General features: G+C 69.2%; 20 protein-coding genes and 1 rRNA gene. 9 read left to right on the top strand and 12 right to left on the bottom strand.

Going from position 1 to position 22,445, the window contains the following annotated elements:
* The first annotated feature begins 146 nt into the window (after window positions 1-146).
* The 4 genes from rrf to B5D66_RS23355 all read left to right on the top strand — a co-directional run bounded on the left by rrf (window position 147) and on the right by B5D66_RS23355 (window position 2,915).
* Window positions 147-263 (top strand): 5S ribosomal RNA (gene rrf, locus B5D66_RS23340).
* Between the two features lie 184 nt (window positions 264-447).
* A complete protein-coding gene (locus B5D66_RS23345) occupies window positions 448-1,113 on the top strand; it encodes a response regulator (RefSeq protein WP_078763973.1) in 666 nt (221 codons plus the stop codon).
* A gap of 333 nt (window positions 1,114-1,446) precedes the next feature.
* Window positions 1,447-2,436: a glutathione S-transferase family protein gene (locus B5D66_RS23350; RefSeq protein WP_078763974.1), complete on the top strand. Its 990-nt coding sequence runs from the start codon at window positions 1,447-1,449 to the stop codon at window positions 2,434-2,436.
* 143 nt (window positions 2,437-2,579) lie between these two features.
* Window positions 2,580-2,915, top strand: a complete 336-nt coding sequence (locus tag B5D66_RS23355) for a nucleotide pyrophosphohydrolase (protein ID WP_078763975.1) — start codon at window positions 2,580-2,582, stop codon at window positions 2,913-2,915.
* Between the two features lie 433 nt (window positions 2,916-3,348).
* On the opposite strand, the gene B5D66_RS23360 is transcribed toward B5D66_RS23355, so the two are convergent.
* The 6 genes from B5D66_RS23360 to B5D66_RS25585 form a co-directional block, all read right to left on the bottom strand.
* On the bottom strand, window positions 3,349-3,762 hold the full coding sequence (locus B5D66_RS23360; protein WP_078763976.1) for a hypothetical protein: 414 nt from the start codon (window positions 3,760-3,762) through the stop codon (window positions 3,349-3,351).
* 690 nt (window positions 3,763-4,452) lie between these two features.
* On the bottom strand, window positions 4,453-4,950 hold the full coding sequence (locus B5D66_RS23365; protein ID WP_200813768.1) for an A-kinase anchor protein family protein: 498 nt from the start codon (window positions 4,948-4,950) through the stop codon (window positions 4,453-4,455).
* A 667-nt stretch (window positions 4,951-5,617) separates the two neighbouring features.
* The gene (locus B5D66_RS23370) at window positions 5,618-6,064 is read right to left on the bottom strand and encodes a hypothetical protein (RefSeq protein WP_078763978.1); all 447 of its coding nucleotides are present in this window, start codon (window positions 6,062-6,064) and stop codon (window positions 5,618-5,620) included.
* Between the two features lie 50 nt (window positions 6,065-6,114).
* Window positions 6,115-7,062: an HNH endonuclease gene (locus B5D66_RS23375; protein WP_078763979.1), complete on the bottom strand. Its 948-nt coding sequence runs from the start codon at window positions 7,060-7,062 to the stop codon at window positions 6,115-6,117.
* Between the two features lie 131 nt (window positions 7,063-7,193).
* A complete protein-coding gene (locus B5D66_RS23380) occupies window positions 7,194-7,592 on the bottom strand; it encodes a hypothetical protein (RefSeq protein ID WP_078763980.1) in 399 nt (132 codons plus the stop codon).
* Window positions 7,589-9,217, bottom strand: coding sequence for a hypothetical protein (locus tag B5D66_RS25585; RefSeq protein WP_159457312.1), 1,629 nt, complete (start codon window positions 9,215-9,217; stop codon window positions 7,589-7,591). Before B5D66_RS25585 ends, B5D66_RS23380 begins: the two co-directional genes overlap by 4 nt.
* Window positions 9,218-9,749: 532 nt before the next feature.
* Here B5D66_RS25585 and B5D66_RS23390 point away from each other — a divergent pair.
* The 3 genes from B5D66_RS23390 to B5D66_RS23400 are packed head-to-tail and all read left to right on the top strand — an operon-like array spanning window position 9,750 to window position 13,815.
* The gene (locus tag B5D66_RS23390) at window positions 9,750-10,592 is read left to right on the top strand and encodes a toll/interleukin-1 receptor domain-containing protein (protein ID WP_078763982.1); all 843 of its coding nucleotides are present in this window, start codon (window positions 9,750-9,752) and stop codon (window positions 10,590-10,592) included.
* Entirely contained in the window at window positions 10,589-12,673 is a 2,085-nt protein-coding gene (locus B5D66_RS23395; RefSeq protein WP_144390292.1) for a hypothetical protein, read from the top strand. Before B5D66_RS23390 ends, B5D66_RS23395 begins: the two co-directional genes overlap by 4 nt.
* Window positions 12,670-13,815, top strand: a complete 1,146-nt coding sequence (locus B5D66_RS23400) for a hypothetical protein (protein WP_144390293.1) — start codon at window positions 12,670-12,672, stop codon at window positions 13,813-13,815. The genes B5D66_RS23395 and B5D66_RS23400 overlap by 4 nt, the downstream gene beginning before the upstream one ends.
* 41 nt (window positions 13,816-13,856) lie before the next feature.
* Here B5D66_RS23400 and B5D66_RS23405 read toward each other — a convergent pair whose 3' ends face one another.
* Window positions 13,857-15,134, bottom strand: coding sequence for a helix-turn-helix domain-containing protein (locus B5D66_RS23405; protein WP_078763985.1), 1,278 nt, complete (start codon window positions 15,132-15,134; stop codon window positions 13,857-13,859).
* Window positions 15,135-15,906: 772 nt separating this feature from the next.
* Here B5D66_RS23405 and B5D66_RS23410 point away from each other — a divergent pair.
* Window positions 15,907-16,443 carry an NUDIX hydrolase family protein gene (locus B5D66_RS23410; protein WP_078763986.1) on the top strand — a complete coding sequence of 179 codons (537 nt, stop codon included), beginning with the start codon at window positions 15,907-15,909 and terminating at the stop codon, window positions 16,441-16,443.
* Between the two features lie 31 nt (window positions 16,444-16,474).
* On the opposite strand, the gene B5D66_RS23415 is transcribed toward B5D66_RS23410, so the two are convergent.
* Genes B5D66_RS23415 through B5D66_RS23430 form a run of 4 tightly spaced genes read right to left on the bottom strand, consistent with a single transcriptional unit; the run spans window position 16,475 to window position 20,033 of the window.
* On the bottom strand, window positions 16,475-17,038 hold the full coding sequence (locus B5D66_RS23415) for a GNAT family N-acetyltransferase (protein ID WP_078763987.1): 564 nt from the start codon (window positions 17,036-17,038) through the stop codon (window positions 16,475-16,477).
* Window positions 17,035-19,221 (bottom strand): ATP-binding protein, encoded by a 2,187-nt coding sequence (locus tag B5D66_RS23420; protein WP_078763988.1) that lies wholly within the window; start codon window positions 19,219-19,221, stop codon window positions 17,035-17,037. The genes B5D66_RS23415 and B5D66_RS23420 overlap by 4 nt, the downstream gene beginning before the upstream one ends.
* A 20-nt stretch (window positions 19,222-19,241) precedes the next feature.
* Window positions 19,242-19,805, bottom strand: a complete 564-nt coding sequence (locus B5D66_RS23425) for a DUF6879 family protein (RefSeq protein ID WP_078763989.1) — start codon at window positions 19,803-19,805, stop codon at window positions 19,242-19,244.
* Window positions 19,806-19,817: 12 nt separating this feature from the next.
* On the bottom strand, window positions 19,818-20,033 hold the full coding sequence (locus B5D66_RS23430; protein WP_078763990.1) for a hypothetical protein: 216 nt from the start codon (window positions 20,031-20,033) through the stop codon (window positions 19,818-19,820).
* Between the two features lie 394 nt (window positions 20,034-20,427).
* Between B5D66_RS23430 and B5D66_RS23435 the strand changes: the two genes are divergently transcribed.
* A complete protein-coding gene (locus tag B5D66_RS23435) occupies window positions 20,428-21,741 on the top strand; it encodes a DUF2786 domain-containing protein (protein ID WP_144390294.1) in 1,314 nt (437 codons plus the stop codon).
* 45 nt (window positions 21,742-21,786) lie between these two features.
* Here B5D66_RS23435 and B5D66_RS23440 read toward each other — a convergent pair whose 3' ends face one another.
* Entirely contained in the window at window positions 21,787-22,254 is a 468-nt protein-coding gene (locus B5D66_RS23440) for a hypothetical protein (RefSeq protein ID WP_078763992.1), read from the bottom strand.
* Window positions 22,255-22,445 lie beyond the last annotated feature (191 nt).

A 22,445-nucleotide genomic window follows, 5' to 3' on the forward strand; every position in this document is an offset into this window, starting at 1 on the left:
GTACTAATCGGCCGAGGGCTTGTCCACCGCAGATGCTGGGTGCTCGCGCATACACACGAATCAGAATATTGTTGGATATTGTTTTTGCCGCGTTGTTGTTGTGGCTCTTGGTTTTCCCGCCCCTGTGTGGGGGTTGGGGTGAGGGTTACGGCGGTGATGGCGGGAGGGAAACACCCGGTCCCATTCCGAACCCGGTCGTTAAGCCTCCCAGCGCCGATGGTACTGCCCCCTGGTTGGGGTGGGAGAGTAGGTCGCCGCCGGGCATCTTTTCGGTTGAGGCCGGATCCTCCGTGTGGGGGGTTCGGTCTCCCGTGTGTGTGGGGGGGTTCCCGTTCCGGGAACCCCCCTTTTTTTTTGTGCTTGAGGAGCGGGCACACCAATCCGGCCGGAGCGAGTGAAGGTCTACTCTGGCTTCGGCCATGAAACAGGACGTACGAGGAGCCTCTCGTGCCGGAATTCGTGTGGGTCGGCCTCCTGGACGCGTTGCCGACCGCGCTGTGGGTCGGTTTCGCGCTCCTCGTCTTCCTGACCCTTCGCAGGCCGCTGTTGCAGGAGATCCTGCCCCGCGTCTCCGAGATCAGGGGGCTCGGCGTGGAGCTGACGCTGGGAGAGGCCGAGGAGCTCCTGGAGAAAGCCGCGGAGCACGCGCCAGGCCGCGGTCCCGTCCACGCAGGCCAGGCGGCGCCGCTCGCCGGGGCAGAGGGCAGTTCCGTGGTGGCCCGTCTGGAACACGCCGCTTCCCTCCTGAAGGGCGGCCGGATCCTGTGGGTGGACGATGTTCCAGGGAACAACCGTTACCTCGTCCGTCTCTTCGAGGAGCTTGGAATGCGGGTCGACCAGGTGACGTCCACCTCGCAGGCCCTGGAGAAGGTCGACCGGAACTCCTATGACATGGTGATCAGCGACATCGCCAGGGACGGAGACGAGCGGGCCGGTATCGACATGGTCGAACTCTTCAGGAAGAACCAGGTCAGGCTTCCGGTCATCTTCCACAGCGAGGGATTCGACCCGCGGCTCGGTCTCGATCCGATGGTCTTCGCCGGAACCAGCGGAATCGGTCTCGTTCACTACGTCATCGACGTCATGGAACGCATCCGCTTCGCCCATCCCTGAACCCGCCGGGCTGGACCGCGCTCCACGGGTCCTCCCGCGCGTTGTACCAGAACCCTTTCCCGGCGTCCTGGCCGGCAGCCGGCGGCCCGGCACCGCGCATCGCGCACACACGCACCGCCCATCACCGGTGGCCGCCTCAGGGCACACTCGCCGCCGCTGGGGCGGACTTGTCCTCCGAGGCGTCCCCGCCCGACCGTCGGGATGCGAGCCGGTCCCGGTGGGGCGGTCTTTCCCCCGCGTACAGGCGGGGGGATGATCGATGAGGCGATGGTGCCCCGAGGCCGAGGGACCGGCCGGGCACCACGCCCCGGGACCAAGGACGAGGAGAGGGACATGGCGGAAGAGAAGAAGGAGTTCAAACGGTCGCTGAGCCACTTCACCGACCGGATCACCGCCGACGGTTCGAGCGGATGGCCGGTGGAGGCGGGACGGTACCGGCTGGTGGTCAGCCGCGCCTGCCCGTGGGCGAACCGGGCCTTGATCGCGCGCCGGCTGCTCGGGTTGGAGTCCGCGATCTCGCTGGCCGTCGCCGACCCCATCCAGGACGAGCGGAGCTGGCGGTTCACGCTCGACCCGGACGGACGCGACCCGGTGCTGGGAATCCGGTTCCTGGCCGAGGCCTACCTGGCGCGCGAACCCGGCTACACGGGCGGGGTGAGCGTGCCGGCGATCGTGGACGTCCCCAGCGGGAGGCTCGTCACCAACGACTACCCGAACATCCCCGCCGAGCTGGCCACCGAATGGGCGGCGCTGCACCGTGCCGGCGCCCCCGACCTGTACCCGCGAGAACTACGCGACGAGATCGACGCGATCGCCGAGGACATCTTCCGCGACGTCAACAACGGCGTGTACGTGTGCGGCTTCACCAGGGACCAGGCCAAGTACGAGCGGGCCTTCACCGCCCTGTTCGACCGCTTGGACGCGCTGAGCGAACGCCTGGAGAACCGCCGCTACCTCGTCGGCGACTCCATCACCGTCGCCGACATCAACCTGTTCGTCACCCTGGTCCGCTTCGACGCGGTCTACCACGGTCACTTCAAGTGCAACCGGAACAAGCTGACCGAGATGCCGGTGCTGTGGGCCTACGCCCGTGACCTGTTCCAGACCCCCGGGTTCGGTGACACCATCGACTTCGACCACATCAAACGGCACTACTACGTGGTCCACCATGAGATCAACCCGTCGGGGATCGTCCCGGCCGGCCCGGTCCTGACGGAGTGGACCACCGCGCACGGTCGCGAGTCCCTGCCGGGCAGCCCGTTCGGTCAGGGAACCCCGCCGCCTGCGCCGCCGGAGGCCGAGCGGGTCCCGCCGTTGGGCTGACCACGGGACGACGGGGCGGTCGAGGGAGCGACGTGTCCGTTTCCCCGGCACCGGGGATGCAGGGCCCTCGGGATTCACGCGCGCGGACGGAGCGGGAGCGGCCCCGGTTCGCTTCCGGACCGTCCGGATGGTACTTCTCGACGGTGAGCATCTCGACGTTGCAGGAGCTTCTGGCCGACTTCGCCGACCGGCGCGACTGGGAGCCCTACCACACCCCAAAGAACCTGGCGATGGCCCTGACGGGCGAGGCGGGCGAGCTCGCCGCGGAGTTCCAGTGGCTGACCGAGGAGGAGTCGCGGCGGGTCATGGACGACCCGGCCAAGGCCGAGGCGGTGCGCCTGGAGATGGCCGACGTCCTCAGCTACCTGCTGCGTCTCGCCGACGTGCTGGGGGTGGACCTGGAGCAGGCCCTGCGGGACAAGGTCGCCATCAACGAGAGGCGTTTCCCCGCGCCGGAACGCGGGACCGAGGCCTCTTAGCCGGCGCTGCCCCGTCGTCCGCTGCGGAGGGAAAGTCCCGGTTTCCCGGGCCCGCCATCAGTCCTGCGGGCTTCGATGAATCCGATGTACCGCTTCTACGACGTCTGTCCTATCGTTTCCTGACCAGTCGAGCCGTCCTGAGAGCTGATAAGAGAACTGAGGTTCAGAGAAACCGATCGACAGCCAGGGGAGGGCTTCTGCCGCTCCGACCAGACCTGTTCGGACGAGGTGGTCCAGCAAGTCTGATGGGGCATAGCAGGGAGCGTTCTCCAGTTCGTACTCCCCTTTACTTTTTCTCGCGTTCCCAGGAAATGATCAGATCCCGCCAGGCGGGGACGTCCTTCAGGTCTTCGACGAGTCTCTGGAGGCGTGGTGGGTATTCAGCGTTCCGGCTCCTTCCCGGCGCTCGTCGAAAAGCGTGGCGCGAGAGACCTTAATCTTCCGGTGGACGGTTCTTCAGCTCGGGGTACACGGACCAGCCTCCGTCGGGAGGAGCCTCGGAAAGAAAGTTCATCACCCCCCACTTGTCGCGGAAGAACTCGGCCGTTCTCGATACGTCGACGTCGAGGCTCTGCGCGATGACGTGTTCTTCTCTCTTCCGTGACCTGAGGATGTACTTGACCGCCTCTCTTTCGGGCATCTCTTCCGAGTAGACGGATATGCCCTTCATGAAGTTGAGCAGGGACATCTCTTCGACCTCCCGGAAGAGGAGGTCCACTCTGGGACGAAGGTTGTTCTCCCTGGGGGAGGCGCTGATGATCAGAGACCTTCTCCTGGGGGTGTAGAACTTTACCTGGAACGCGAGTTCGGGTAAGTCGGCTTCCGGTCGGATCTCTCTATGCTTCATGTTTTCGGGATACCTCGAATTCGTCGATAAGGATCAGTCTGTCGTGGTAATCCCGCACCGGCGTCGACCTGTCGACCTCCGATATCCGGCACCAATGCGCGGCCACATACCCGATGCTTCCCGATGACGCTATCCGAAAGAAGCTGACGCTTGGACCATCGGGAGGAGAGGCGTCAGGGAACAGTCTCCTGATCTCCCTGAAGGTGGCCTGGGATACGAATATTCCTTCGAACTCGGTGGGAAGATGCAGCTGGTCGGTCCGGTGGAAAAGTAAATCAATCCTTTTCTCTGGGTTTCCCGGGTGGGGGCCGGTGATCAGTAAAGGGGACTGGGGGAAGCTCCATCCTTGAATCCAGTAGCGGCCGGAAGCGGAGAAGGGCAAGGTTATGGACATGGGCACCTGCCGGGGATCGTGGACGTCATGTCCTGTGGGACTGCGGTGTCCGGCTCCCTTCGGCGGGAAACCGGCGCCGGTGGCCGTGTGAACCCGGAATCGGTGCGCGCCTCGCTCGCCCGGCCGGGGTCCTGCCGCGGTTGAACGCGCGCCGGGAGCGCGAGTCTCCGGCTTCGGGGCCATCTCCGTTATCGCCTGCGTCCTCATCGGGTGCGGGCCACTGGAGACCGGACCGCCAAGAAGCCGTCGTCCCGATCGCCGCTACCTCAAGTCTGCCCGCAGACCAGGAGAGTGCGCTACTTCTTCGAGACCATCGAAATCCCGCCCACCGCAAGGGAGAACATTCGGGCCAGAGCCTTCCGGACGATCGGGTCTCGATCAAGCCGATCCAACGATTCGTATCTCGCCGGATCGAGATCGATCGTGGCGACTCCTCCGGCATCTCCGTCGTCCATCGTCGAGAACAGGAGAAGGCATCGGTAGGCCCGCACGACTCCCTCTCTCTCTTCACGCATCAGCGACTGAAGGACGACGCTTCCCTCCTTGACCTGGCTACGGAGCGCGTCCACCGAAGTCCACCGAGTCGCCCAACCTCGTTGCTCCGCCTCCAGTTGGATTTCGAGCAGCGTGTCGAAACCGATCTGACACACACGGAAGTCAGAGTCGGTCACACGGACCATGGACATCGGATTATCAGTCCTCACCCAAAACGTCGATACGGATCGGCCTGTCTGGGGCGATGCGCCCGTCCTGGATTCTCCTTCGGGGTTCATCCCGGCGATGATGCCCTCCAAGGAGGTTCCTCACGGGAGACGGCCCTCCCGTCCCCTCTACGACCTTATCGATCGAGCCCAGAAGCTCCCGGTCGCTTGATTCCCCGTGAGACCGCTGTGACGCAGGGGCCCCAGCCGACCGGCCCGGGGCGTATTACTGAGCGGCATCACCAGCCGTCTCTGTAGGTGTCGCCCATCCACACCCCCGGAATCGTGAACCGGGACCGGCGTGGCCCTCGCCACGGGAAGCCCGGTGGCGGCCGCCCGGCGCGAGGGGGCGCGTCCCACGCGGTTTCCACGTTCGTCCCATCGGTGGGGTGAAGGAGGTGGTCATGAGGGTCGCCGGCCGGCTCGGTCGCACTCTCCCGGTCCTGTAGGCTCGCGTCCGGATATCGGTTCACACGGTCGCAGGAGCCGCCGCAGGAAATCTCCCATTTCCGCGGCCGAGGGGGAATCGGCGTCGCCCCTTTCTCCGAAAACTCCGGAAGAGGGAAAGTAGACGCCCGAATCCCATGGTCTGGAGGTCGAGGCGGCGTTCCGCGGCCACGATGCCTGAGGGGTGTGTTCCAATATTCGTTGAGATATGAAGACGTCGTGGATCGCGAAATAGGTGCGCCGGGCATCGAAATCGATGGGAGCGGGAAGTCCGGTTTCGATCCCGATCGATGCGTAGAGGGGGTCGGTCTCCTCACAGAGTCTGCGCATCAAGGACAACGCGGACTTCGTCCTCTTCCTCGTCGCGGACACCCTCTGGAAGGCCGAGCGCGGACGGATCCGTGAGCAGGCATATCGGATGCGGGCCACGGGAGGCCGGGTCGAATGTGGCGACCACGAGGCCGAACGGCTCCAGTGTGAAACCGACCTTCACGGGGCGGGAATCGGGGGAGCCTCCATGTAGGAGGTCAGGGGATGCCTGTTCTGAGGAGATCCGGGCCTGCCATCTCTCCTCGATGTCAGAGGTCATCACGAACTCGACGTTTCTCGGTGCCGATACCACATCCCCCGTCGGGATGGCCCCGGAGGACTCGAGAAAACGGTGAACCATCTTCAGGTGGTGCTGATCCCCTTCTCGGTCTCCGTAGAACGCGCAGATGCAGAGATGGGGAGAAGGAGGGGAAAGAGGGTTCTCGGTCATCGATGTTCCTGCCGGTTCTAGAGTTCACGCAGGATGGCGGGAACGACGCCTCAGGAGGTGAGGAAGACGTTCCTTCGGTGCCATGAGGTGAACTCCCGGTTGGGATGGTCGGAGCGGCGCTCGGGGAGGAGGACCTGTTGGCCGGCCTTCTCGTAGAAACAGGCGGTACCGTCGAAATCCTTTCGTAGACGATGGCTGACCAGAAGACGGTGTTCCTCGTCCAGGCCGAGGTACCCGCGGTCGAACAACGTGTGGATGTCGGAGCGCAGCAGGATGCCGTTGTCCGCGCGATGTTCACCCCCGGCGGGAAGAGGGCGGATGTGCGCCGCCTGGAGGGTGGGCCGTATCCGGCTCCCCGAAACGGCGCAGCGTCCGTCGTAGGTGTTCAGGATGACCGCTTTGAACGCCTGCTGCCCCAGCCGAGGTGTGACCGGCCGGGGCGCGCCGTAGACGGGGCCGGGGCGTTTCCAGGGGGCGGAATCGCCGTCCTTCGGGACGAGCCCCTCCGCCTCTTTGCACAGCCTGTCGAAGTAGTCCGCGTGACCCGGGTTCAGGGAGAGGTCGTATCCCTTTCCCTGAACGAGGTTCGGGGCGAAGCCGGGCGGAGGGTCCGCCGCCAGTCCGGCGGGAAAGAAGAAAGGGTCGCGCAGGAGTATGCAGCCGATCACCGGATCCTCGCCGTCCCCGATCGGCTCCTTGCGATAGGAGCTGATCCGTTCCCGCATCAGGTCGATGCTGGGAGCCCCGTTTCCCTCCCCCAGCAGGTTCCAGGCCTCGGAGACCCTGAGCCGGGCGAACCCGCTGTAGACACCTCCTCCGACCACCTTGTTGTGGGGAAAGTGCGTCTTGAAGAAGAAGAGATCTCCGGGTGAGAGGACGCGGAAGGCGCCCTTGCCCGACGGGCGCCAGAAGTTGATCTCTCGGATCCCGAACCGGGTGACGCGCTCCGCGAGAAAGTCGTACCACTTACCGTCGGTAACTCCGACGTATGCCTTCATGGCGGTAATTATGCATATTTGAGGTTGGCCTGTTCGACCGGGGGCTTACGGGGCCCGTCCGGGCCACGGCACGGGCCGGCTCCTCGTTTTCCGGGGTCTGGGATGTCGTCACGACCACGCTCTCGGGTCCGTCAGTCGACGCGCCGGTTCCCGGTGACCGCCCTGATCGTCTCCCGGAGCGGGGCCGCGGAGACCTCGGTACCGATGACAGCGCAACGGTGGTACAGGCGGTCGGCGGCCGCCTCCAGTGCCCGGTGGTCGATCTGCGGGGCGCCGAGCCGGTCGAGGAGGACGGTCAGGTCCTCGAGGGCGATCGCGGCGTCCCGGTCGCCGGCGCGGGCAAGACCGTCGAGATCGCGGCGCAGCCGTCCGGCCCGCTCCCGGACCGCCGCAATGGGATCGGCTTGGCCGGCGGGGGCGTGGTTGACCTGGACGTTGCCCGTCCCGAAGGGGTTGTTCTGGACCGGACCGTTGATCGTCCCCGCCGTCACCCCGTAGTTGACGGAGAGCCGGTCGCCGTGCTCGCTCATGTTCCCTCTCCCTGTTGTTGCTGGGTGTTGTGGTCGCCGAAGGGGGTGATCTGGACCTGGCCGTTGAACTGCTGGTCCGATCCCATGACGCCGAAGTTGACGATCGCGTTCGTGGTGGCCTCGCGGTATTCGCCGGTGTCGATGTCGTGTTCGTCGAGGAACCGCTCGACCGAGTCGAAGACGCGGCGTTGGAGGAGGCTCGCGTACTGCCGGGTGTCGTGCTTCATGTGCATGTCGTCGACGCGACGTTTGCTGTAGGCCTCGCGCAGGCCGACCGGTCCCCTCCCCGTGTCGATCTCGGGGCGTGGGCGCCGGCGGGGGCGCAGCAAGGGCGCGAACAGCGCGCCCACGTCACCCGCCGCCTGGAGGGCGGTGAGGAGCAGCCGCAGGGGATGGCGGAGCGGTACCGGGCGCAGCCGTGAGACCACGTCCACCAGGGGTGCCACCACCTGCGGGATGACGATGACGTGCAGGTGCTCCTCCCGGCGGGTGAAACGCACGAGGACGGAGACCACGAGCGACCCCGACCAGCCCTTGATCCTGGCCCACAGGTAGGGGCGCAGCAGCCGGGGATCGGGGGCGGTGTCGCCTGGTGCGACCCCGTCGGTCACCGAGGGAAGACTCCGCCAGGTGGGGTCGTCGATGCGTTCCCACGAGACGGCGGAGGTCCCCCAGATGCCGGCCACGTCCACGGGAAGGTGGTCGTCGGGCATGTCCTCGAAACGGATCTCGCGCTCCAGGTCGCGGGCCACCCGCTCGTACAGCTCGGTCAGCGTGAAGCCTTTCGGGTCGCGCCGGCCACCGCCGTACATCATCCCCAGGAGGGCCAGGATGGCATCGTCGCGGTGAGGGGTCTCCCCGGGCGTGACGCCGGGGCCGCCCTTGGTGACGTCGACGCTGATGGAGGCCGGATTCCACACCTCCAGGCCCGCGCCGAGGAACCGGTCCTCCTCCAGGAACCGGCGCCGTCCCCTGTCCGATATGTAGGGCAGCGCCGCGACTCCGGACTCGTCCGGTGGCGTTCTGCCCGGCCCGCCGAGGGACGACGGGGCGCGTTCCAAGACACGGTTCATCGACCGCTGGGCGGTGATCCGGTCGAAGAGGAAGATCCCCCACAGCAGGGCGGGGAAGACGACGAGGAGGCCGGCGGTGGGAAGGACGTCCAGCTCCGCCGCGCCCCAGGCGAGGAGCGCCGCGGAGCACAGCAGCGCCCGCCGGACGGCCCCCAGCCGTGCTCCGGTCTCGCAGGAGGCGATCACCGCGTCCTGGTCGAACCCGATGACGGGCAGCGGCCGGTCGCTGCGCGCGATCCGGCGCAGGACCCAACGGGCGTAGGCGTCGCCGACCAGTACGTCGGGATCGGGTTCCTCCTCGTCCCGGAGGGAGAAGAGCTCCCGTTCCCGTTCGGGCAGCAGCAGCAGCCGGAACAGCCGGTTGTTCCGCCGCAGCCGCTCGGTGAGCCGTTCGAGGCAGGCCCTGCCCTGGGCGAGGAGCCAGTCCGTGACGGGTCTGATCCGGTCGGGCCGGGCGAACGCCGTCGCGCACAGGAGCGGGGTCACCTCATCTGGGAGCGGTGGCCGCAGTGGCGGCCGCCGGCGTGGACGTGGGGAGGCGGTGACGGACATGGGAATTCCTTCGTTCCTGCCATTTCGGATACAGGCTCACGACGGGATACGCGGAGATGGTAGAGGCGGAAAAGGGTGGGCGGACTTCTTCGCTGATGGGGACGAGGTCGGTGAACCGGGTTTTCGGAACCTGGTGCCTGAATAGAGGTCCCTTTTTCAGACGTCCGGATTTCCGTCGTCGTCCTGTCTGTGCAGGTAGGAGGGGGTGCCGGAGGAGTGAAGGAAAGGGGAGGGGAGAGGAGGCGCGGGTGCGTGCGCGGTGGGGCCGTCGCGAGATCGGGGAAGGCCGTGAGCTGCTCTCATGGGTGGAGGTGTGAAACTTTCCGCGTTCGCTTTCCTGTTTCCTGTTGTCCCGTCAGAAGGGGGGAGGGGAATGGCGGCGGACGGATTTTCCGGTGGGGCGAATGCGGAAGAATCGCGTTCGGTCGGTTCCCGTCGGAAACAGGATCGTGAAACGTTTTCAAATTCGCGTGTTCCGGGACTCCGTGGATCCGCCCCACCGCCAGAAGACCCGAGAACGAGGGAGAAAAGCGTGCCCCAGATCTTCGTCAACTACCGCACAGGGGACGAGGAGGCCACCGCGACACTGATCGAACGCGAGCTCTCGCGCCACTTCGGCAGCAGGTCGGTCTTTCGCGCCAGCAAGTCGATTGCCCCGGGGCGGGACTTCCACCGGGAACTCCTCAACGGGGTTCACCGCAGCGACCTGCTCCTCGCCGTCATCGGAAGCGGATGGCTGGAGGCGGGGGACGGGCGTGGCGGCCGGGCACTGGAGGACCCCGATGACTGGACACGCCGGGAGATCGCCGAGGCGTTCGCCCACGGCATTCCCGTCGTCCCCGTCCTGGTCGGAGCCGCTCGGCGGATCCCCGCAGGGGTCCTGCCCGGGGAGATCGCCCAGATCGAACGGTGTCAGTACCTCAGGTTCAACCACCGCAACGCCGAGGCCGACATCGGCCGGCTGGTCAAGGCGGTCGCCGACGCGGTTCCCGGCCTGCGCCACGACCTGGACGCGGCCTCTCCGTCGGAGCGGGTTCCCCCGCAACGCGGTCCGGGAGACCGCGCCACCGGTGGGACCGCGGTCCACAACCACGTCGGCGGCAACCACGGCCTCAGCCAACAGGGGCGCGACTTCCACCGCCACAGCGGGACCGGAGACGTCGGGGTCAACCACGGAACCGTCATCGGCACCGCCAACGGCCCCCTGCACACCGGGAGCGGAACCCAGATCAACGGCCCGCAGGTGCACGGTCCCTGGTACAACGGCCCCTCGTTCCACGGCAATGAAGGGGTGAACTACGTCGCCGGCGACCAGCACGGAGACGTCCACCAGCGCTTCGACCGACGCCGGAACGAGGACGAGGAGGGACGGTGACGGCGGAGTACGGAGGGGAAAGGCCCGGACCGGCCCCTGCCGTGGACCCCTCCGTCTCCGTCGCGGCCGACATCGGTGAAGTGCGGGGAGCGGCGCACACCGGCAGCGGGGACCAGTACAACACCCACCTCCACCTGGGTTCCGTCTACGAGATCGACGAGCGGGGAAGGCTGCGGCGGAGGGTCCGGACACGTCTGATCACCGACGAGCAGGTACGCCGCCTCGACAGGTGCTTCGTCGAAGGCCCCGGTTACGCGAAGGCCCGCGACGTCCTCGGCGGTGACGAGCACAGCGTGATCGTCACCGCCGAGCCCGGCAGTGGCCGCCGGGCCGCCGCCATGATGCTGCTGCACCGGCTGGCCGACCGCGACGTGGACTCCCGTTTCCGGGAACTCCCCGATGACGCCGTCCACAACAGCGTCGACCCCGGGCTCCTCCTGGACGAGCGCAACCTCCAGCGTGGCGACCGGTTGCTCCTCGACCTGACCGGTCCCGCCGGACGGGGGCTTCTGGAGCAGGTCCAACCGGTCCTGGAGGGCTACCGGCACGCGGTACAGCGGCACCGCGCCCGGCTCGTCGTCGTGCTTCCCCGGGACCAGGAGGAGGCGCTGTACCAGGACTTCCGGGCCCTCGTCGTCCACCTCGAACGTCCCGACGGACGAGAGGTCCTGCGCGAACATCTGGATCTCCACGCCATCCCGTTCACCGAGACCGATCTCCATCGATCCGGCGTCCAGGAATGGGCCGCCGGCGCGGCACCGGGGGAGATCGCCGAACTGGTGCGCATGGTGGAGACGGCCCGGCAGGCCCCCGGCGCGGGCTCCCTCGCCGGATGCCTCGCCCAGGCGCGGATAGCGCTCAGCGATCGCGGCGTTCACGCGGCCGAGCAGATCGACAAGACCACCGACGTGCGAGAACGGGCTCTTCTCCTGGCGGCGGCGATGTTCGACGGCTTCCGCGGTGACGTCGTCTTCGCCGCCGCGGAACTCTTGGGGAGGGAGCTGAGGCTCCCCGATCCCGAAACCCCTTACCTGGAGCGCAGCAGGCTCGGCCGGAGGTTCGACGAACTGGGGATCCGGGTGGGCCCCGACCGAACCGTCACCTTCGAGCGCCTCGGCCATGCCGAGGCGCTCCGCAACCGATTCTGGGACGACTATCCCGAGCTGGGCCAACCGTTCCGTATGTGGATCGGCGCCTGTATGCGGGGACTGGAGATCACCGGCGCCCAACGTGACGAGCTGGCGGGGCGCTTCGCGGCCCAGTGTCTGCGCACGGGCCGGATCCGGGAACTGTTCGCCCAGGTCGAGGCGTGGTGCAGGGGTGAGCGGGGCGGGCGGGTGTCGCTGTCCCCGCAGGCGGTGTTCCTGCTCAACCAGGCACTGGCGGACGGCTCGGCCGCCCGGGAGGTCCGCCAGCAGGTCCGCGTGTGGGCCTCCCGCCCCTCCCTGCCTCCCGCGCTCGCCCATGTCCTCATCATGGTGTCCGCCGACGCCATCGCCTCCGGCTGGCCCGACGAGGCGGTGGTGCGCCTGCACCACCTGGCGCGCCACGAGGATCCCGGGGTCCGTGAGGACGCCACCGAGGAGCTCCTGCGGGTCGCCTCCCGCCCCTGGTCGCGGCGGCTGCTGTTGAACCGGGTGGTCGACGGGCTCGGCAGGAGGACCTGGAAGGCCGATCTCGCCCTCCTCACCCCCGTCGCCGATCCGGCCCGCTTACAGGGGACCTACCGCGGCCGGCCGTTCGTCGCGGACCCACAGGTGCGCGCCGATCTCACCGCCGGCCTCGCCGCCCTCTTCGGGAAGAAGGGGGAGGAGACGATCCGCCATCACGCGCGGCGCTGGCTGGACGCCTGCGCGGCGGGGGAGGCACCGAGAGACCTGCTGGAGCTCCTGGCCGAGGCCGCCCACCGGACGGGCCGGTCCAATCGGCTCTATGCGGCCGTCCGTGAGTGGACCCTCCGCACAGCAGAGGGAACGCCCGAGCGCAAGATCGCGCTCGGGCTCTTCAGAAGGATCGACGAGTACCAGGGCCTGCGTCCGCGCGGTACCGGCCCGGGAGAGAAAGAGTGGAGGACGCCGTGACGAAGCGCGCGGCCTGGAGCATTCCGGCGGTCCTGGTGGTCGCCGTCGTCGTCATCGCGGCCATGATCCACCATCTGGGCTGGTGGACGCTGCTGTGGGGCCCGCTGTTGCTCCTGCTGCTGGGAGGCGCCGCGGTGGTCTCGGGGACGCTGAGCCCCGCCCCGTTCCCGCTGGGACCGGTGGACGACGACAGGGAGGTGGCCGAAGCCGTGGAGACACCCGATCAGATACCGCGGCACACGATCGAGAACGTGCCGTTGCCCAGCGCGAAGGTCGACTACCTGTTCCTCTTCTCCGCGACGGTGGGCCGGCGCGGCGGAGGACGAGGGGAGCACGCGAACGAGGAGGCCCTGGCCGCCGATCTGCTGTTGCGTCGCGCCAGGGAGCTCACCAGGGCCTACGACCCCGCCGACCACGGCCTGGTGGGACACCGCCTGGCCGCCGCGCTCGGCCGGCCGGAGCACGACCCCGGCAGCGGTCTGGAGGTGTGGGCCGAGAACGTCACGATCAACCTTCCCGAGGAGGACGAGCAGCGCGTGCGGCGGCTCTCCGCCATCCGCAAGGATCAGGAGATACGGGAGCAGGAGCGCGGCGCCGAACTCGACCAGCGACGCTACTTCGGCGACGACGTCTTCACCACCCCCGGCCGGGCCCTCGTGTGGTGGCTGGCCCGCAACGCCGAGAGGATCGGCGACGCCGACACGATCCACCAGGCGGTGGAACTGGTCGAGCCGCTGACCCGGCTGACCAGGGTGGCCGGCCGCGAAGACGATCCCGACGAGGGGGCGATGCCGGCACCCGTCTCCGGCCTGAGCTGGTCGGCCGAGGACCTACCCCCCTCTGACCTCCTCGCTCCCGGACGGAGTGCGGAGGACGAGGTGGACGCCCTCATCGCGGCCGTCCCGCCGGAGGAGCGTGAGTCCTTCGTCGACAGGTTCGCGACCCTGCTGCGCGAGTACGGCCATAAGGAGACCGCCGACCGGATCCGGCGCGAACACGGGGTTCCCGACCTCACCGGTGACGTCCTGCCCGGGTTCGACGCGGATCAGGGGAGGAACGAGGGCGCGGCGCCGCGGCACACCGACGACGGAAACGACGAGGACGGCGATCCGAGGGTCGGACGCCCTGCACCCTTCTGGTGAGCGGACGGGTGGGCCGGGCCGCCGGCCCGGCCCACCCGTCCTCACAACGGTTGCCGGCGCAGGGCCAGGGCCAGCCGCGGGGACAGGTCGCGGACCGCGGGATCACCGTGCCAGCGGGTCAGGGTGCGGGCCAGCTGGCGCAGGTCATGGGCGATGGTGGCCGAGTCCACCATGCCCACCTCGTCCAGCAGGTCCGTGGCCAGGGCACAGGCCTGGTCGACGTTCCCGGCGCTCGCGTGGGCCAGTGCCCGGCGAGCGCCGAAGCGGGCCCGGGCGCGTACCGCCCCTTCGGGGACGCCGGCGAGCGCGGAGTCCAGGGTCGCGGCGGCCTCGGCCGCGAGACCGAGGTCGTACAGGCACCAGCCGGTGACCAGGGGGAGACGGTCCTCCACGCTCGACGTGCCGAGCGGCGGGCGGCCGGGGGCCGTCGTCCCGCCGCCGTCGGCGAGGGACGCGGCGAGGTCCAGCGCCCTCATGCAGTCGTCATGGTCGCCGAGGAGGGCGTGACCCTGGGCCTCACGTTCGGCGGCGAGGGCGCGGACCCGTGCCGACACGGCCTCGGACCGGGCGCGTTGCGCCAGTTCGACCGTTTGGAGACCGTCGTGGGCGTACATCGTGACGCAGGCGCGGCGGATCAGCGCGTAGGAGTGCAACTCGTGGTCGCCGGCGGCGGTCGCCATCTGCACGGCCTGGTCGGTCCACCACAGCGCGGCACGGTCGTCACCGGACTCCTGCGCCATCCAGCCGCCGTACTCGGCGTAGCGGGACGCGAGGAAGAGCGCCTCGACGCGCAGCTCCGGTTCGGCGTTGCGCGCCAGTTGCGTGAGGGCGTGCGTCTGGGCGAGGACGGAGGGCAGGACGAGCGCCGGACCGGTGCGCTGCCCCAGCAGCCTGAGCTGGCCGAACAGGGCGGAGAAGGTGTCGAGGACCCGGGGGGAGCGCAACGGCGGTTCGCGGTGGGCGCCCGCGGGGCTCAACCCGAGGAGCGCGGCCGAACCGATGTCGAAGGCGCCCTGACCTGAGGCCGGGGGGAAACCCGTCGGTAGTGACGGCGAACCCGAGGCGGGCAGGGGACGGGAGCCCGCCGCGACGCCGGCGCGCGCGGGGGCGGGGACCAGGGCGGCCAGGCCGCCCTTCGCCCCCAGCGCGTTGTCGCAGGCGCGCGCGAACGTCACGGACGGGGCCTTGTGCCCGTTCTCGACCTTGCTCAGATGGCTCTTGCTGTAGTGGACGGCCACGGCGAGGTCTCCAAGGGTCCAGCCGGCGACGTTGCGCAGGCGGCGGAGTTCGGAGCCGAAGGTACTGATGTCCCCTGCCATGTCACTCCCAAGTGTTCCGGCTCCCCGGCCGGGCGGGGAGCCATTGGTTTCGTCTCGACGAGGCCGGTCCCAGGGACGTTTCGGAACCCGGCCGGCGCTTCCCGTTTCCGGGTCCGTGGATCGTCCCGGATGTGGGACGGCCGGTTCGCTGGGGGAGGAAAAAGAAATAGGCGGTCGTTGCGAAGATCCCCGAAATGGCGGTCGCGGCCTTGGAGAGTTGAGGAGACCGCGGTGTGCCGTCCTCGTCGACAGGCGGTACCGGACTCCCCCACCGACCTTGCCGGAGCGGTGACAGCGCCGTGCGCCATGTGTGGTCCTGTGAGTGAGGCCCGGCAGCAGGCCGGAACCGGTGTTCCGGCAGGCCTGCCCGGCCTGGTGGGGAAGGCGCCGCAGGGACGGGGGTGGACCAGGAAGTGGTATGTGGACACGACCGTCGGCGCCATGGTCACCTCGGGCCGATAGCGGGATTCGGCCGGCCCGGAAGGGTGCCCGCGAATGGAACGAACCCCCGGTGCTTCAAGGCGCCGATCTCTCCTGTGAGGCCATACTGAAATCCTGCTGGGAGGAGCACTTCGCCATCAATCGTTTCGCGTTTCCTGTTGATTTCCTTTCCGAGGACACGGGAAATTCGGCCGTGAGCGGCGGGAAGGGGCGTCCGGCTCTCGGGCGCGCCGCACAGGGACGGGGACGGTCGACCTCGGAGAGGGGAATGTCCGGACGGCGTGGTGCGGGTCTCAGGTGCGGCGGAGGGTCGATGCGGTAGAACGGCCACATGAGCGAAGCAACGGACACCACGCCCGGTTGGCTCTCCCGCGAGGAACTGGACGCGGCGCGCGATCGGATGCCGATCCTCTATGTCGACGCCGTGCCGGTGCGGGTCGACGACACCGGCACGGTGACCCACGTCGGTCTGCTGTTGCGTGTCGGAGAGGACGGCACGATCAGCCGGGCCCTGGTCTCGGGCCGCGTCCTCTACCACGAGCGGATCCGCGACGCGCTGCTACGTCACCTGGAGAAGGATCTCGGGCCGATGGCGCTGCCGCGGATCCCCACCTCGCCGCAGCCGTTCACGATCGCCGAGTACTTCCCCACCCCCGGCATCACCCCCTACCACGATCCCCGCCAGCACGCCGTCTCGCTGGCCTACGTCGTCCCGGTCGCCGGCGACTGCCGGCCCCGCCAGGACGCGCTCGACCTGGTCTGGTTCACTCCCGAGGAGGCGGCCGGCCCCGACGTCCAACAGGAGATGACCGGGGGGCACGGCGTGCTGCTGCGCCAGGCCCTGGCCCACGTGGGGAGGCTGCCCTGAGCGACGTGGCGGGCGACCCGCCACGGGTTCCTCAGCGCCGTGGCGGAGGGAGCTCCCTCAGGTAGATGTCCCAGTAGGGCGGGACGGTTCCCGGTATCGGCCCTTTCCGGCCGACGAGCCGCCACCCCGTGCGCAGGTACAGCGCGTGGGCGGCGGTGGCGTCGGGCTGCACCGAGAGCACGGCGCGTTCCTCATCCCGGCTCGCGAGGAGGGCGCCGAGGAGGCGGGTCGCCCACCCGCGCCGGCGCAGGCCCGGACGGACCGCGAGATCGACCACCGCGAACGTACGCCCCTCCCATTCGCGGGTGAGCTCCTCGTCCAGTGGGGTGGGGAACCGTCCCCACCAGCGGTGGTCCACGGGAAGGCGGTGCCCGTAGGCGAATCCGGCGATCCGCGCCCCGGCCGATCCCACGGCGACCGTGAACGTGGCGTCGGCCCGTAGCCGGAGGAGTTCCGCCTCGTGCGCCTCGGCGGCGCCGTCCTGAAAGAGGAACGGAGGCCGGAGGAACACCTCGTCGTAGAGGTGACGGATTTCGGCGTGGTAGCGCGCGGCCAGGTCGCCCGCGCCGACCACGACGTCGGGGGAGGGGCTCACCCGGACCCTCCAGGGGAGAGCGGTGACCGCGCCGGACCGTCAGCGTCATGGCCGGGAAGGCGCCTTCTGAGGTCGGCGGTCTGCTCGTCGCCGAGCTCTTCGATGAGCTCCGCGGCGACACGGTAGTGGTCGCGGGACTCCTCGATCCGTCCCAGCGCGGCGTGAGCCTCGGCCAGGCCGATGAGCGCCCGCAACTCGTTACGCCGGTTGCCGAAGGCGCGGAAGGTGGCGAGGGCGTGAGCGTAGTGGTCGAGTGACTCCGTCCAGCGTCCCGTTTCGGCGACGGTCTCGCCGAGCGCGCACAGTCCCCAGGCGGTACTCCACTCGTCCCCGATTCCGCGGAACACCTCCACCGCGTCCTGGTGGCAGCGGATCGCCTGCGCGGACTGTCCCAGCTTGCGGTGGGAGTCGCCCAGGGTGAGGAGCGCCATGCCGGTGCCGCGCTGTTCCCCGGCGGCCCGGAACGCGGAGAGGGCCTGTTCGGTGAGGGCGAGCGCCTCGTCCGGGCGTTGTCGCTCGATCAGGAGCACACCGAGTTGACGCAGGGCGAACCCCTCGATCCAGCCGTCTGCGCAGCGCCGCGCGACCTCGACGGCGCTTCGGTAGCACTCCCACGCCTCGTCGGAGCGTTTGAGCAGCCAGTTGGCGTCTCCCAGGCCGAGCAGGTTGCACGCCTGGCCCAGGTCGTCTCCGAGCGCCCGGGCGGCCTTGAGCCCGAGCAGGTGGATGTCGCGCCATTGCGTCCAATGTCCGCGCAGTTCGAAGAACCCGTACATGACGGCGGGGAGCCGCCACGCCAGGTCGTGCTGGCCGCGCTCCACCGCGGCCTGGAGAACGTCGACCAGGTTGCCCCGCTCGTCCTCGAACCAGCGCATCGCCTCGTCCACGCCGGTGAAGGACAAGGGGACTCCGGCGCCCGTCATCTCGGGCAGCGGAACCGTGTGAAAGGAGGGGAGGACGACACGGTGACCGTTGTCCGCCGTGTGGAGGTACCAGTTCGTCAGGCGGCGCAGCGCCAGTTCGCGTTCCTGTTCTGCTTCGTCCTGTTCCGCGCGCTCCAGCGCGTAGAGCCGGAGCAGGTCGTGAAAGCGGTACCGGCCGGTCTCCGTGACGGTGAGGAGGTGGGTTCGGGAGAGCCGTTCCAGCAGCCTTCGCGTGGTCGGGACCGTGAGGTCGGCCAGGGCGGCGCAGGCGTGCAGCCCGATCTCGCGTCCCGGATGCAATCCGGCCAGCCGGAACAGACGGGCGGCGGCGGGGTCCAGGTTGTGGTAGGAGGCTGCGAAGACCGCCCGTATGTCGCTCAACTCGTCGTCCTCGACCTCCAGGGCGTCCAGGCGCTCTCTCTCGTTCTCGAGTTCGGCCACGAACTCGGCCAGCCCGGCGTGGGGGCGGCCGGTGACACGTTCGGCCGCGATGCGCAGGGCAAGGGGCAGGTGTGCGCAGAGCGCCACAAGCCGTTCCGCGGCCTCGGGGTCGGAGTCGATCCGCTCGTCGCCGATGATGCGGCGGAGCAGGGCGAGAGATTCGGATAGGGAGAGCACCTCGAGCACCATTCGTGTGGCCCCTTCGCGGGCGACAAGACCGGGAAGGGCGTTCCTACTGGTCACGATCGTCAGGCAGGCCGACGAACCGGGGAGGAGGGGACGGACCTGGTCGGCGCTGGCGGCATTGTCGACCAGGATCAGCATCCTCTTACCGGTGAGGACCGAGCGGTACAGCGCCGCCCGGCCGTCGATGTCGGGGGGGATCCGGTCGGGGGGCACCTGGAGGGAGAGGAGCAGCGCGCCGAGGGCCTGCCCCGGTTCGACCCGGGGGCCGGGGCCGTACCCCCGCAGGTCGATGTAGAGGTCCCCGTCCACATAGTGCGACCGGGCCCGGTGGGCCCAGTGCACCGCGAGCGCCGTCTTGCCGACCCCGGGGGCTCCCGTGATGGCGGACACGGTGACTTTTGGGGCCTTCTCGTCGTGGGGGCTGGTGAAGGAGTCCAGCGTCGCCAGGTGGGAACGGCGGTCGACGAACACGGACACGGCCAGGGGGAGCTGCCGCTGGGCCACGGCGATGGAGCCTTTGGGGAGCTCCACGTGGACGCCGCCGTGGACCACCCCGGCCTGGATCGACGCTCCTGTGGCTCCCACGGCCTCGTTGATCGTCAGTCGGTTCGCCTCTTCGTGGGAGGGGGGCATCCATGGCTCCGGAGACGAGGTCAGCGGGGAAGGAACATGGGGTCGAAGCCCTGCTCGTACTGGGTGAAAGGGATCGACAGGTGTATGGCGCGGTCACGCCAGAGATTCGCCTGGACGACGGCGGCCGGGTCGTCGACGAGCTCCGCGGAGCGGAAGGCTCCGTCCGCGGCGTAGTCCATCCACACCAGGACCGAGGAGTCGAAGAGCCAATAGTCGCTGCGGGGAAGGCCGTCGGGCCATCCGGTCGCGTCGACCGGGAGGATGCGCACGTCCTCTCCCGCGCGCACCGTGTGCCGATAGGACCAGGCGCATTCGAAGCGAACGTAATCCGACAACGGCTCGGATACGACGTGTACGCGATGAAAGACCTTTCCCTGTCCGCCTCCCTTACGTACGCGGTCGATCCAGCGTGAGATCCCCGGAAACGCTCCGCGTGACTGGCCGGAGCGGAAACGCCGGAACTCCTCCAGTTCATAGGGGACGCCGTAGGTCTGTAGCGTCTCGAGCCGGTACGCGGTGTAGGAGAATTCCTCGAACAGGTGCTGGAATTTGTTCTCCTCCAGTGAGGTGAATGTCAGTCCCATGGTGATTTCCAGTCATCCGCGAGCCTGGTACCGCCTGATGGCCTCGATGACGATTTCGGGGGCGATACGCACGGCGGTTTCGCCCGGAAGTGGATTCTCCAGCGAGGAGAGGTCGTCGTGGGACAGTTGCGCACCCTGCACCACCAGTTCCCCGGTGTCGGCAAGGTAGACGCTGGGGCAGCCCTCGCCGCCGGATCCCTGGTCCTTGCAGAGCATGGTCAGCTTCATCTTCCCTCTTCTCCGTCTGGATGTGCGGTGTTCGTTTCATTTCCCGGTTACGGAGAGGAGTAATCGCGCGACGGGGAGGTGAAAACTCCGCCTGAGAATACACAATTCTCGTTCGTGTACGCGGGGGGAATGTGCGGTGCTTCTGTCCTTATTTCGTATTGGTGCTGTCGCAGGGAAAGGGGTGACGATCGGCGGGGAGGGGTGAGACTGGTCCCCCGACCCTATAACGGTCGGTTTGGAAACCGCTATACATGACCGCCTCGATGTCCTGCGGGCTGGGACGGACACCGTCCCCGACCACCGCCACGGCCGGGTACGCTCCGCAGCAGGTCGGGGAGCGCCCGGACCGGGAGCAGGCCGCCGCGAGGGGCGGTCGCGGGCCGTGGAGGAGAACGTGGGCAGGTCGGGCGGGAACCGGGGCGGTGCCGGGGGCGAGGCCCCGCGGGCGGAACGCGACGGGGACGCCGCCTCCCCCGACGAGCTGATCTCCGCCGCGTTGGCCGCCCTGGCGCGCGGTGACTCCGACGACGCGCGCCGCCGGTCCGACCGGCTGGTCGCCCGGCCCGACGAGGCGGCGTGCCGGGCCGTCGACCGCGCGTTGTTCACCCGGCTGGTCCGCACCGTCTCCTACGCCTGGCCCAACGGCTGGCAGCCGGCCGAGCTGGTGCGCCACGTCCGCCGGGAGAACACGGAGGGCGGGGGCGAGGGCGCCCTCCACGCCCGTCTCGCCACCGACGTGATCGCGGCCGAGGCGCGCCGCTATGACCCCGCGACCGTGGACGAGCGGTGGAGCGCGCAGCTGGAGGCCCTGGGCGCGACCGTGTGGTGGGAGGACGACGACGGCTACGTCGCCGGGTGGGCCGCGCGGGAGAACGCCTACCGGGCCGAGTGGGTGGAAGCGGCCCTGGAGGTCCTGCACACCCTGTCGAGACTTCCCGCGATGGCCACGCTGCTCCCACCGCCGGGCAGGGGACGCCGCGGCCCGGCCCCGGTGGCCGCGGCGCGCGGGGCCGCGGCGGTGCCCTCCCGGATGCTGGAACGGGTGCGCGCCCTGTTGCGCAAGGCCGAGTCCACGGAGTTCCCGCAGGAGGCCGAGGCGCTGACCGCGCGGGCCCAGGAGCTGATGGCCCGCCACAGCATCGACCACGCGCTGCTGGCCGTGGAGGAGGGCGCGCAGGGGGAGGGCCCGGTGAGCCGTCGCCTGCCGGTCGACGACCCCTACGACACCGCCAAGGCGGTCCTGCTCGACGTGGTGGCCGGCGCCAACCGGTGCCGCGCGGTGTGGGACCAGGGGGTGGGGCTGTCCACGGTGGTGGGGTTCGCCGAGGACGTCGAGGCGGTCGAGCTGCTGTTCACCTCGCTGCTGGTGCAGGCCGACACCGCGATGGTCGCCGCGGAGGCCCGCCAGCGCGCCGGCGGGCGCAAGCGCACGAAGACCTTCCGCCAGTCGTTCCTCGCGGCCTTCGCGCAGCGGATCGGCGAGCGGCTCGACGCCGCCGCGGACGCCGCGTGCCAGGAGGCGCGGGAGCGGGCGCCGGAGGCGGACCTGCTGCCGGTGCTGGCCGCCCGTGACGTCGCGGTCGCCGAGGCCGCCGACGCGATGTTCCCGGAGACGGTGACGAGCCGGGTCCGCGGCGTCCACGACCACGCGGGCTGGCGCTCGGGCCGCGACGCCGCCGACGCCGCCCCGCTGCGTCCCGCGACATGACGTTCGTCCCTCGCCGGCCCTCGGCCGCGGTGCCGTCCCGCGCGGCTAGCCCGGGGCGACCTCGCTGGTGACCTCCCAGGCGATGCGTTCGGCGAGGTCGTCGGTGAGCTCGGCGCCGTCGAGGCGTTCGGCGAGCCGGGCGGCGTGGTAGAGCACGCGGAACCCGAGGCGCTGGGCCTCGCCGGCGCTCATGATCGCGTAGTCCTCCCACAGCTCCGGATCGACGGCCAAGACGGTGATGTCGTCGTTGTGCGGGATCGCGCCCGGCTCGTGCGCCTCGTGGATCTCGCGGATGTCGTCGGCCTCGACGTGCGGGAAGGTCCGCTCGGCGACGTAGCTGTCCTCCAACGCCGCGGCCTGGGGCGGGGTGAGGTCGTCGGCGTCGTAGCCGAAGTCCGCGGCGAGCTCGCCGAGGCGCCGCGCGATGGCGGCGACCTGACGTTCGACCGCCTGCGCGCTCGCCGGCCCGTAGCTCGTCTCCCTGATCCGGCCGGCCAGCCCCTGGACGTCCACCCGTCCCCTCCCGTCTCCTCGTCGCCTTCCGGCGGGTGAGGGCGGCGCCGTCACCGGCGTCCATGTTCCCACCTGCGGAGAGGGCCGGGAACCGGCGGTCCGCCCGGCGGGGCGCGGCGGGCCCCGCGCGGCGGGCGCGGAGATGTCGTGTGCCACTGATATGTCTTCTCGGGCCGGACATTTCGCGATCC

Origin of the sequence: Marinactinospora thermotolerans DSM 45154, from assembly GCF_900167435.1 — a bacterium.
GTDB lineage: Bacteria > Actinomycetota > Actinomycetes > Streptosporangiales > Streptosporangiaceae > Marinactinospora > Marinactinospora thermotolerans.